Consider the following 11,510-nt stretch of genomic DNA (forward strand, 5'->3'; position numbering starts at 1 on the left):
CAGCTATTAGTAGTGGGAAGCACTGTCTTTATGATGAGGTCATTCTCTAGCAAAGAGAATTTCACTTTACCCTATAAAATTAGCCAATTCCTGTGTAAACTTTTTCTGCTCTTCCCAGAACAATCCATGACCACTATGTTCAAACCAGACTAGTTTAGAGTTAGTTATTCCTTGACGAAGGATGGAGGCCAGCGGTGGCAAACAAATTTGATCATGTTGACCATGAAGAATCAATGTAGGCACCTGAATTCTCTTGATATCTGTAAATAAGGTTTCATCTCTTAAGGAGTTTAGTAAGCCTGCAGTGGAATGCCCTGCTGCTTCAAGTCCTAATTGAAAGAACCAGTCTGAGAAAGGTTTAGTGAGCGCCTGATGGAAGAACATGTTCGTGAAATCAGAGAGCATTTTCGGCCGATCGTTATAAATCTGCCCCAGTAGTAAATTGACATCCTTCGCCTCTAATCCAAAAGGAAAGCCTGGCCGCTTTATAAAACTAGGGGCAGCCGCACCAAAAAGGGCTAATTTCGATACCCCAAAACCCTTATGGCGTTCCATATACCTGATAACAATCGCTCCACCTACAGAATGACCTGCAAGCGTGAAACTCTGTAAACGAAGTCCTTTAACAATTTCCCGAATATCATCAGCAAGTCTATTGTACGAGTACCCTTCCCAAGGTTTATCTGACTTGCCAAATCCTCTTAGATCAATCCCAATACACCGATATCCCATCGCAGGAAGGACATTAAACTGATACTCAAATAATTTATGATTGGCTGGCCAGCCATGGACAAAGAGGATGGTTTTACTACTTTTGCGATTTACATCTTCAACATATATATTAACTTCAGGCGCCACTTTAACGTAATAACCCATTTTTTATCCCTCCTTTGAAAAAGGTATGGAAAAGTCCTTTTATCAATAAGCTATTCATGGATAGCTAGGCTAATACATTCGTGAACATTTGGGTACAAGTTGTAAATTTCTACTTTTTATTTTATTTAATAGTTTAAAATGATAAATGTAGGAGAATGGATCGCACTCTCCTTTATAAAAAAATATATATATGTGAAAATGTGAGCAAACTAACTTTCATACAACATAGAATTTTTTTCTAAAAATAATTATCTGGAGCTGGTTTTTGATATGGAGAAAAAGAAGGTCATCATAATAGGTGGAGGAATCACAGGTTTAGCAACAGCATTCTACTTGCAAAAGGAGATCAAGGAGAGAGCACTGCCGCTTGAAGTCAAGCTATATGAAGCTAGTGACCGTTTTGGCGGTGTGATTCACACGGTGAAGAGGGATGGCTTTATGATTGAAAAAGGTCCCGATTCCATTCTGGCTCGAAAAGCCAGTGCGCTTAAATTAATTAAAGAAGTCGACTTAGAAGACAAAGTGGTCGCGAATACAGCCGGGAAATCTTTTATATACGCTAGAGGAAGGATCCATTCGATGTCTGAGGGAGCATTCATGGGGATCCCAACCCAGGTTACACCATTTGCGCTTTCAGGACTCTTTTCCCCACTAGGAAAACTACGGGCAGCAGGTGATTTTATTTTACCAAAGGGATTGGAAAAGGCAGATCAATCCCTCGGTGAGTTTTTCAGAAGAAGGTTTGGGGATGAAATAGTGGATAACTTAATCGACCCTCTACTGTCAGGGATTTACGCAGGCGATATCGACCGCTTAAGCTTAATGTCATTGTTTCCGATGTTCTATCATATGGAGCAAAAACATCGAAGCCTTGTGCTTGGCTTGAAAAAGACAATGCCAGCCCCACCTAAAACAGCGAAAAAAGAACCTTCCAAAAAAGGAATGTTTATCTCCTTATCAACCGGTCTGGAATCGTTAATTGACGAAGTCGTCAAGCGGATGGATGAGGGGGCTGTTAGCAAAGGAGTCCCTGTTGAAAAAATTGTAAGAAATCAGAACCACTATTCGATTACCTTCGCCAATGGAACGGTTGAACAGGCGGACAGCGTGGTCATTGCGACAGAACATTTCCATGCACAAAAAATGCTTTCTGATTATCCGTTCATGCACACGTTTGATGATATGCCATCCTATTCTGTGGCCAACGTTGCCATGGCATTTCCAAAGTCGGCAATTAAACAGGACATCGAGGGGACGGGCTTTTTAGTGTCGAGAAACAGTGACTTTAGAATAACTGCCTGCACATGGACGCATAAAAAGTGGCCTGGTACGACACCAAAGGATATGGCCTTATTACGCTGTTATGTTGGAAAACCAAATGATCAAGCGGCAGTTGATTTATCAGATGAAGAGATTATTAATATTGCATTACGGGATTTAAATAAGACCATGAACATTACCGATAAACCATTGTTCCATATCATCACAAGATGGAAAAAGGCGATGCCGCAATACAATGTTGGTCATATTGAACGGATGAAGAGTGTGAAGGAATCACTGACTAAGGAATTACCCGGAGTATTTCTAGCTGGAGGTTCCTATGAAGGTGTTGGTATTCCAGACTGTATCGACCAGGGGGAGACGGCAGTTAAAAAGGTACTCGAGTTTTTGAGATAGTCAATAAGATGGAGTAGGGATTCGATATTCCTGCTCTATTTTTTTGACTGGAATCAATATCTTTTAATAGGGAATTTTCCAATAAAATGCCAAAAGAGAGAGGGATCATACCTCTCTCTTTTTTATTTTTAGAATAACTTCTAATGACTTTTTGTGTAAGCTTTGTTACCAACTTTTTAACTGATTCGAATGTAAAAATGGTATATATGTCAATTTGATTGCGGGTTTTCTGAAAGTAATAACTAATCAATTAATAGGCGCGAAGCCTTGGTATCTATGGTTTTTACTATATCAATATCATAAATGAGAGTAATTCCCACTTAAATATATGTTGTTTAATAGAAGAATTATTATTAAAATAAATAAAGATAGACTGTTTAGTAGATAGAAATTATCATTTTATAAAAAAATTTGAAAGATTGTACTTCTTAGTTGATACCTCTATGTAATCAATTTTTTAATATTATAAAAAAGGGGAAATGCATATGAAGAAGATTAGTTTAGCATGGCAGATTTTCATTGGTCTGACACTTGGTATTATTGTCGGTGCGGTTTTTTACGGTAATCCACATGTGGCAAGCTACCTTCAGCCAATTGGAGATATATTTATTCGCTTAATTAAGATGATTGTTGTCCCAATTGTTATCTCCAGCCTTATTGTTGGTGTTGCTGGTGTTGGTGATATGAAGTCTTTAGGAAAACTGGGCGGGAAAACCCTGCTTTATTTTGAAATCATTACCACGATTGCGATCATTGTTGGACTTCTTGCTGCGAACGTGTTTCAGCCAGGAGATGGCGTTGATAAATCGAAACTTACTAAAACGGACATTAACAGCTATGTAAGTACAGCCGAAAAAACTGAGTCCCATTCTATGATTGACACCGTTGTAAATATTGTTCCGACGAACATCATTCAATCATTAGCTAACGGAGAAATGTTACCGATTATTTTCTTCTCTGTTATGTTTGGACTTGGAGTGGCTGCGATTGGAGAGAAAGGGATACCAATTATTAATTTCTTCCGAGGAACGGCCGATGCGATGTTCTATGTCACAAACCAAATCATGAAGCTCGCACCCTTCGGTGTGTTTGCATTAATTGGTGTTACTGTTTCGAAATTTGGAATTACCTCATTAATTCCACTGGGAAAACTGGTCCTGGTTGTATACGGATCCATGTTTTTCTTCATTCTTGTCATCCTTGGATTAGTTGCAAAAATTGCAGGATTCAATATTATCCACCTCATTAAATATTTAAAAGACGAATTAATTTTAGGTTACACGACAGCAAGTTCAGAAACCGTTCTTCCAAAAATTATGGAAAAAATGGAGAAATTAGGCTGTCCTAAATCGATTACATCTTTCGTGATTCCAACAGGATATTCCTTTAATCTAGATGGCTCCACGCTTTACCAAGCGATTGCCGCACTGTTTATTGCGCAAATGTATGGAATTCATATGAGTATTGGACATCAAATTACATTAGTTCTTGTATTGATGTTAACTTCTAAAGGAATTGCCGGGGTACCAGGTGTATCGTTTGTTGTTCTTCTTGCCACTTTGGGAAGCGTAGGTATTCCTGTAGAAGGACTAGCTTTTATTGCCGGAATTGACCGGATTCTTGACATGGCACGTACTTGTGTAAACATTGTCGGAAACTCTTTGGCTGCTATTGTAATTACAAAATGGGAAGGCCATGAGCTTAAAAATTATCAAGAACGTAAGGCAGCGTAAAATAGGGAATACAGGACATCTTCTAAAATGGGAGATGTCCTTTTCATTGGGTTAATGATTCTGAATCTTAAATAAAGTCAGGTAATATTATTGACTTATAAAAGTTTTACATACTAAAATGGATAAAACCGTAAGAAATACTCAATTAATACACTGAGAAAAACTGACTAGAAGCAGGTGGTTAAATGATTATTCGTAATGCTGCAGCGGAAGAATTATCATTCATTCGAGAACAAAGAGTAAACTCATATGAAGAACATGCCCAAAACATTCCTGAAGATCATTGGAAGGCTCTTAAACACGCAATCTCGTCCGATGCTGATGCGCAGGAGGATGTGGAACGAATTGTTGCTGAAATTGATGGAAAAATAGTAGGCAGTATTGCCTTGTTTCCTGCAAAAACCGATGCCTACGAAGGATTGGTAGATGAGTTGGAATATCCTGAAATACGAATGCTCGCAGTGACACCGCAAGCTCGAGGCAATGGGGTGGCAAAGGCACTGATTTCAGAATGTATTCGACGAGCGAAAGTGCAAGGCTTTCATTCAATCGGCCTGCATACCGCAGATTTTATGAAAAGTGCGATGGGACTATACGGGCGCCTTGGTTTTGAAAGGTTACCGCAATTCGATTTTGAACCTGCGGATGACGGCATCATTGTGAAAGCGTATCGACTTACTTTTGAATAGTACATTATTGTTTTCAAAAGCTGGTACTAGAAATTATTTTGTAAAACCCACTTGACAGGTAGGAAAAGTCAGAATAAAATGTAAATAATTCAAATAGATTCAGAGAACGATTAATTTAATATTAAGCTGATTGGAAAACCAAAGGCTTATACTCTTATTTAGGGGTATAAGTCTTTTTTTATTCGAAGGGGGACTAATCATGATCTATCCGATTAGTAAGTGCAGTCCACATTGTTGTCAGTCATTTTGTATTTATTCAGGTTTATGTAGATGAATAGAATCAAAGGTTCTTTTTTTAGACCATAAAACCAAGTATTCTTATGTGATATTAGGAGTTTAAGGGAGGATGACAATATGGCAATTGTGGATCAAGCAAAAGCAAACTATATTTTATCGACACTAAAGGGGATGGAGTATGGTTCTGTGGTCATAACCGTTCATGACGGTACGATCACTCAAATTGATAAGACAGAGAAAACACGATTTGCACAAAATAAGAAAACATCTAAATAACAATGATGCATTGCAAAAAGTGACCACACTTATTATTGGATTTATTTTTTAAAAAAAATATAGCCGATCAGTCTACTGAAGGCTACTTATTTTCTAGACCCATGCGAAAGATGATTGTTGTTCATCGGACTTATCTTAACTCCGAAAACAACCGACCTTTAAGCGATAGTCCTAAAAATAGGTAGCCTTTTTTGTTAAAAAAAAGGAGGAAATCAAAATGAAACTAGCTTACAAATTCACAACCGTACTTATTCTTATCGCACTTATTCTAGCAGGGTGCAGCAGTCAGTCTAGTAATCAAAGCACTGAGAAAAAAGATGAGGGAACCAAACAAGAGGCCGCGAAACCAAAAGAACCTGTCCAATTATTAAATGTTTCATATGACCCAACCCGAGAACTTTATGAAGAGTTTAACGGAGAATTCGCTAAGTATTGGGAAAAGGAAAAAGGTCAGAAGGTAACCATTCAACAGTCACATGGTGGCTCTGGGAAGCAAGGACGTGCTGTCATCGATGGACTTGAGGCAGATGTTGTTACGCTGGCATTGGCCTATGACATTGATGAGATTGCAAACTTAGGCGGCTTACTTTCGAAGGATTGGCAAAAGAACCTGAAGGATAACTCGACCCCGTATACGTCAACGATTGTGTTTCTAGTTAAAAAGGGCAACCCAAAAGGGATTAAGGATTGGGACGATCTAACGAAAAAGGGCACTTCCGTCATTACCCCGAATCCGAAGACTTCAGGCGGAGCCAGATGGAATTACTTAGCGGCATGGGCATACGCAAAAGATAAATTTAATGGGGATGAAACGAAAATTAAGAAGTTTATGAGCCAACTGTATAAAAATGTCGAAGTTTTAGATTCTGGTGCACGCGGAGCAACCACCACTTTCGTTGAACGAGGCATTGGTGATGTTTTAATAGCATGGGAGAATGAAGCCTTCTTAACACTTAATGAATTAGGAAAAGACAAGTTTGAGATTATCGTCCCATCCATAAGTATTCTTGCCGAACCGCCAGTTGCCGTGGTCGATAAGAACGTCGAGAAAAAGGGAACTAAAGAGGTAGCTGAGGCCTATTTGAATTATTTATACAGTGATGTAGGACAGGAAATTATCGCTAAGAATTATTATCGCCCGCGTAATCAAGAGATTCTTGACAAGTATGCAGATGTCTTTCCAAAAATTAATTTAGTCACAATTGACAAAGATTTTGGTGGATGGAAAAAAGCACAAGAGACGCACTTTAATGATGGCGGGACGTTTGATCAGATTTACCAGCCATAGTAAGTAGTTCAGTTAGATGGGTGTCCTAAATCGTTACGATTTGGGATGCCCTACATGTATCTTATCCGGAAGGGGTCAACCTCATGGCACGATTAGCAAGTTTAAAAATGAAAAGAAATAGTGTACTGCCGGGATTCGGCCTTTCACTCGGATTTACGATGTTTTATATAAGCATCCTTGTCATTCTGCCATTATCCATGATATTTATTAATTCGATGACCGTCGAGTGGTCGAAAATTTGGGGGACGATTTCTGATCCGAGGGTGGTTGCCTCCTATAAACTGAGTTTTGGTGCCGCCTTTTTCGCCGCTTTTATTAATGTTATTTTTGGCGTACTAATCGCATGGGTGCTGGTACGTTATCAGTTTCTTGGTAGAAGAATCATTGATGGGCTAGTTGATTTGCCGTTTGCCTTACCAACAGCGATTGCCGGGATTGCCTTAACGACTTTGTATACGGAAGTTGGCTGGGTTGGGCAGTTTTTAAGTTTTAAAGTGGCATTTACTCCGCTCGGTATTACATTAGCATTAACATTTATCGGGCTGCCCTTTGTGGTGCGCACCGTTCAGCCCGTCCTGCAAAGCTTGGAAAAAGAAATCGAAGAAGCATCAGCTAGTTTAGGTGCAAACCGTTCGCAAACATTTGTTAAAGTTATTTTTCCAGAAATCCTGCCAGCTGCTCTAACGGGGTTCGCGCTTGCCTTTGCCCGGGCGCTTGGGGAATATGGCTCGGTCGTCTTTATTGCAGGGAATATGCCGATGAAGACAGAAATTACTCCGCTGCTAATCATGACCAAGTTAGAACAATATGATTACGCCGGTGCTACGGCGATAGCAGCTGTTATGTTGATTTTTTCCTTCACGATTCTACTTATTATTAACGTATTGCAGTGGTGGACGAATAGGAAATTTATTTAGAGATTACTAGTTTTAGAGGAGGTTTTATCTGTTTCCAAAACAAACCACCTGGCTTCGCAAACAAACTTGGTATTTCCGCAAACAAACATCTGTAACAAAGCGAAATATTTGAAAAATTGGCTGTTTGCATCAGGATTGTTGTTCTTTCTAGTGTAAAATTACACCTTATCAGGTAGCTTATAAAATTTATCAGCGGAAAATGACCTTTTATCAGCGAAACTAAGTCATATATCAGCGAAAATGAGATTTTATCAGCGAAACTAAGTCATATATCAGCGAATCAAATTTTAGCAAACAAAAAAGGATCGATTTTTTGACCCAGAAGGAGGTACCCATGGCAGGAAATGTTCCAATCCAATATTCCAGTACACCGCTTCAAACTACAACCCGCAATTCAGAACCGCGACTCGTACGCTGGTTACTAATCACACTTGCATTAGCATTTTTAGGTTTGTTTTTGGTATTACCGTTGGTTGCCATTTTTATAAAAGCCTTTGATAAGGGTATAGCCGTTTTCCTAGAGGCCGTTAGCAATCCAGATGCGTTATCTGCAATCAAGTTAACGTTGATCATTACCTTGATTACCGTGCCACTTAATGCCATCTTTGGCGTGGCTGCCGCCTGGGCCGTAACCAAGTTCAATTTTAAAGGAAAAAGTCTTTTGATTACGATTATTGATCTGCCATTTGCCATCTCACCAGTCATCGCCGGATTGGTGTTTGTTCTATTATTTAGTGCGCATGGCTTATTTGGACAATGGTTAATCGACCATAATATCAAAATTATTTTCGCAGTACCCGGAATCGCAGTGGCCACACTTTTAGTGACGCTGCCCTTTGTCGCCCGGGAACTCATTCCATTAATGCAAACGCAGGGAACGGCCGATGAGGAAGCATCCTTGACACTGGGGGCGAGCGGCTGGAAGACATTCCTTTTGGTAACTCTGCCGAATATTAAATGGGGATTATTATATGGGATTATTCTCTGTAGTGCTCGAGCAATTGGGGAGTTTGGAGCTGTTTCAGTCGTTTCAGGACATATCCGAGGAATGACAAATACGATGCCGCTCCATATTGAAATTTTATACAATGAATATCAATTTTCCGCGGCATTTGCGGTTGCTTCCTTAATGTCATTTTTCGCCATCATCACCTTGGTTGTAAAAAATGTCATTGAATGGAAAGCAAAAAAATCATTTGAACCTGGAGAAGGAGTTCACTAAGATGAGCATTCAAATTCAAAATATCTCAAAATCATTTGGAAACTTTCAAGCCCTTGATCAAATTAATCTTGATATTCAAACAGGGGAGCTCGTCGCTCTTCTTGGTCCGTCTGGTTCTGGGAAAACATCACTGCTAAGAATCATCGCAGGCTTAGAAGGTGCGAATCAGGGAGCCATTTTGTTCGGGGAAGAAGACATGACCCATATCAGTACAAAGGAACGGAAAGTAGGATTTGTCTTCCAGCATTATGCCTTGTTTCGTCATATGACTGTTTTTGAAAATGTGGCCTATGGATTAAAAGTCCGGCCAAGGAAAACGCGTCCTTCCAAAACCGAAATAAAAGAAAAGGTTATGGAATTACTAAAGCTAGTAAAATTAGAAGCCTTTGCCGAACGGTATCCTTCCCATTTGTCAGGCGGTCAGCGGCAGCGGGTTGCACTAGCCAGAGCATTAGCGGTTGAGCCTAAGGTTCTCTTGTTAGATGAACCATTTGGTGCATTAGATGCCAAGGTCCGGAAAGATCTTCGCAGATGGCTAAGAAAGCTCCATGATGATTACCAGATTACGAGCATTTTTGTGACGCACGACCAAGAGGAAGCGCTGGATGTTGCCGACCGAGTTGTCGTGATGAATGAAGGGAAGATTGAGCAAATCGGTACGCCAGAGGAAGTATATGAAAATCCAAACAGTCCTTTTGTTTATCACTTTTTAGGAAATGTTAATTTATTTAAAGGGCGCCTCCATAAAGGGAAATTACGACACGGTAATTTTGAAGTCGATGCACCCGAATTCTCCGCAACAGAGAATACCGAGGCAGTCGGTTACGTTCGACCGCATGATATAAGTATCGAAAGAGAGGCTAGCCTGGATTCAGTTACTGCAAAAATTAATTATATTCATTTAGTCGGAGCCACCGTCCAACTTGAACTAATTCGAAAAGATAATGGCGAGTACCTAGAAGTGGAATTAAGAAAAGAGCAATTTCGAAGCCTTGATCTAAAAACAGGTGAAGAAGTGTATGTAAAACCAAAACAATTAAAGGTTTTTATTCCTGCGGATTATTCCATTTAAAAAAGAAAACCAAAGGTCTATACTCATTTTCGAGTATAGACCTTTGTTCGTTCAGATCATCTAAAAAATTTTAATTCCAGTCCGTATGAAAGACTCCTTCCATATCAGTTCGCTCATACGTATGGGCACCGAAATAATCACGTTGTGCCTGTAAAAGGCTGGCATTTGAACGGCCGTTTCGGTAACTATCGAAATAAGAAAGGGAGGTACTTAAACATGGAAAGGCGATACCAGAATTTATACCCTCGCATACCATTTTCCTCAGTCCTGATTGATACTCTTTTGTTTTTTCAGCGAAAAATGGTGCGATTAATAAATTTTTCAGATTTACTTGACTCTGATAGGCTTCACTGATTACGTTTAAAAACTCGGCACGAATAATACAGCCGCCCCGGAAAATAAGTGCAATCTCTTCTAATGGTAAATTCCAGTCATAGAGATCAGAAGCCATTTTATATTGTGTAAAACCTTGGGCATAGGCACAAACTTTCCCCATATATAATGCTTGTCTAACGTACTCAATCCATAAACTCTTATCTAAAGCCTGCTGATCCACTCCGGGTCCTGCTAATATACCTTCTGCGATGCCCCGTTCCTCTTTTAATGAAGATACATACCGGGCGAACAATGACTCGGTAATGATTGAAAGGGGGATGCCGTTATCTATCGCTTGCATGCTGGTCCATTTACCTGTTCCTTTTTGCCCTACTTTATCAAGGATGACATCAATCAATGGTAAGCCGGTTTTTTCATCTTTTTTCATTAAAATTTCCGCCGTGATTTCGATTAGGTAACTTTTCAGTTCACCCTGATTCCAAGTTCCAAAGATATCAGCAATTTCATTCACAGATAACTGTAACCTATCCCTTAAAAAGGTATAGGCTTCGGCGATCAATTGCATATCTGCATACTCAATTCCGTTATGGACCATTTTTACATAATGTCCTGCACCTTTTGGACCAATATATGTGCAACATGGGGTCCCATCGACTTGAGCTGCTATTTTTGTAAGAATGGGAGCAACTTTTGCATAAGCTTCTTTATCTCCGCCGGGCATGATGGACGGGCCATTTAATGCGCCTACTTCACCTCCGGAAATACCAATCCCTAAATAATCGATACCTTTAATTTTCAAATCATCATATCTTTGGGCAGTATCTTCGTAATGGGAGTTGCCGCCGTCCATGATCAAATCACCTTGCTCAAGAAAAGGAACTAACGAAGAAATCACAGAATCTATCGCTGCACCAGCTGTGACCATAAGAAAGATCTTTCTTGGGGTTGCTAAGGACTGAACAAAACTTTGCACGTCATAGTACGGATTGATCGATTGATTTTCAATTCTATGTAAAAGTTTATCTGTTAAATCTCTGGTGTAATTATAGACCGCTACTTTTTCCCCTTTGTTCGCCATGTTTAAGGCGATGTTGCTGCCCATTACACCTAAACCAATAACTCCAATTGTATTGTTCATTAACTTCCTTCTCCTTTTTTATAGGCTTTGTTAAACTTGGCTGTTGATT

The 11,510-nt window shown here is 39.6% G+C and carries 10 protein-coding genes; 8 read left to right on the forward strand and 2 right to left on the reverse strand.

The window, feature by feature from the left end:
- Positions 1 to 66 precede the first annotated feature (66 nt).
- Complete coding sequence (locus CCK98_RS05210; protein WP_088085599.1) at positions 67 to 876, reverse strand: alpha/beta fold hydrolase; 810 nt, start codon at positions 874 to 876, stop codon at positions 67 to 69.
- Positions 877 to 1,146: 270 nt separating this feature from the next.
- On the opposite strand from CCK98_RS05210, the gene hemY reads away from it, so the two are divergent.
- The 8 genes from hemY (at position 1,147) to CCK98_RS05250 (ending at position 9,987) form a co-directional block, all read left to right on the forward strand.
- On the forward strand, positions 1,147 to 2,553 hold the full coding sequence (gene hemY, locus CCK98_RS05215; protein ID WP_088085600.1) for a protoporphyrinogen oxidase: 1,407 nt from the start codon (positions 1,147 to 1,149) through the stop codon (positions 2,551 to 2,553).
- 485 nt (positions 2,554 to 3,038) lie between these two features.
- On the forward strand, positions 3,039 to 4,286 hold the full coding sequence (locus tag CCK98_RS05220) for a cation:dicarboxylate symporter family transporter (protein WP_088085601.1): 1,248 nt from the start codon (positions 3,039 to 3,041) through the stop codon (positions 4,284 to 4,286).
- Positions 4,287 to 4,471: 185 nt separating this feature from the next.
- Positions 4,472 to 4,975 (forward strand): GNAT family N-acetyltransferase, encoded by a 504-nt coding sequence (locus CCK98_RS05225; RefSeq protein ID WP_088085602.1) that lies wholly within the window; start codon positions 4,472 to 4,474, stop codon positions 4,973 to 4,975.
- 354 nt (positions 4,976 to 5,329) lie between these two features.
- A complete protein-coding gene (locus CCK98_RS05230) occupies positions 5,330 to 5,488 on the forward strand; it encodes a YezD family protein (RefSeq protein ID WP_088085603.1) in 159 nt (52 codons plus the stop codon).
- A gap of 217 nt (positions 5,489 to 5,705) precedes the next feature.
- Positions 5,706 to 6,776: a sulfate ABC transporter substrate-binding protein gene (locus CCK98_RS05235; protein WP_088085604.1), complete on the forward strand. Its 1,071-nt coding sequence runs from the start codon at positions 5,706 to 5,708 to the stop codon at positions 6,774 to 6,776.
- Positions 6,777 to 6,859: 83 nt separating this feature from the next.
- Entirely contained in the window at positions 6,860 to 7,693 is an 834-nt protein-coding gene (gene cysT / locus CCK98_RS05240; protein WP_088085605.1) for a sulfate ABC transporter permease subunit CysT, read from the forward strand.
- 334 nt (positions 7,694 to 8,027) lie between these two features.
- Positions 8,028 to 8,915 carry a sulfate ABC transporter permease subunit CysW gene (cysW, locus tag CCK98_RS05245; protein WP_088085606.1) on the forward strand — a complete coding sequence of 296 codons (888 nt, stop codon included), beginning with the start codon at positions 8,028 to 8,030 and terminating at the stop codon, positions 8,913 to 8,915.
- A gap of 1 nt (position 8,916) precedes the next feature.
- Positions 8,917 to 9,987, forward strand: a complete 1,071-nt coding sequence (locus tag CCK98_RS05250) for a sulfate/molybdate ABC transporter ATP-binding protein (protein WP_088085607.1) — start codon at positions 8,917 to 8,919, stop codon at positions 9,985 to 9,987.
- A gap of 70 nt (positions 9,988 to 10,057) precedes the next feature.
- Here the strand turns inward: CCK98_RS05250 and gnd are convergent, their stop codons facing one another.
- The gene (gene gnd, locus CCK98_RS05255; protein WP_088085608.1) at positions 10,058 to 11,461 is read right to left on the reverse strand and encodes a decarboxylating NADP(+)-dependent phosphogluconate dehydrogenase; all 1,404 of its coding nucleotides are present in this window, start codon (positions 11,459 to 11,461) and stop codon (positions 10,058 to 10,060) included.
- Positions 11,462 to 11,510 lie beyond the last annotated feature (49 nt).

The organism is Bacillus sp. OV166 (assembly GCF_900177675.1).
In the GTDB taxonomy this organism is placed as follows: Bacteria; Bacillota; Bacilli; order Bacillales; family Cytobacillaceae; genus Neobacillus.

What these genes read in the sequence shown, in the direction of transcription:
- CCK98_RS05210 (WP_088085599.1), bottom strand. Translation starts at nt 876, where the DNA reads ATGGGTTATTACGTTAAAGTGGCGCCTGAAGTTAATATATATGTTGAA.
- hemY (WP_088085600.1), top strand. Translation starts at nt 1,147, where the DNA reads ATGGAGAAAAAGAAGGTCATCATAATAGGTGGAGGAATCACAGGTTTA.
- CCK98_RS05220 (WP_088085601.1), top strand. Translation starts at nt 3,039, where the DNA reads ATGAAGAAGATTAGTTTAGCATGGCAGATTTTCATTGGTCTGACACTT.
- CCK98_RS05225 (WP_088085602.1), top strand. Translation starts at nt 4,472, where the DNA reads ATGATTATTCGTAATGCTGCAGCGGAAGAATTATCATTCATTCGAGAA.
- CCK98_RS05230 (WP_088085603.1), top strand. Translation starts at nt 5,330, where the DNA reads ATGGCAATTGTGGATCAAGCAAAAGCAAACTATATTTTATCGACACTA.
- CCK98_RS05235 (WP_088085604.1), top strand. Translation starts at nt 5,706, where the DNA reads ATGAAACTAGCTTACAAATTCACAACCGTACTTATTCTTATCGCACTT.
- cysT (WP_088085605.1), top strand. Translation starts at nt 6,860, where the DNA reads ATGGCACGATTAGCAAGTTTAAAAATGAAAAGAAATAGTGTACTGCCG.
- cysW (WP_088085606.1), top strand. Translation starts at nt 8,028, where the DNA reads ATGGCAGGAAATGTTCCAATCCAATATTCCAGTACACCGCTTCAAACT.
- CCK98_RS05250 (WP_088085607.1), top strand. Translation starts at nt 8,917, where the DNA reads ATGAGCATTCAAATTCAAAATATCTCAAAATCATTTGGAAACTTTCAA.
- gnd (WP_088085608.1), bottom strand. Translation starts at nt 11,461, where the DNA reads ATGAACAATACAATTGGAGTTATTGGTTTAGGTGTAATGGGCAGCAAC.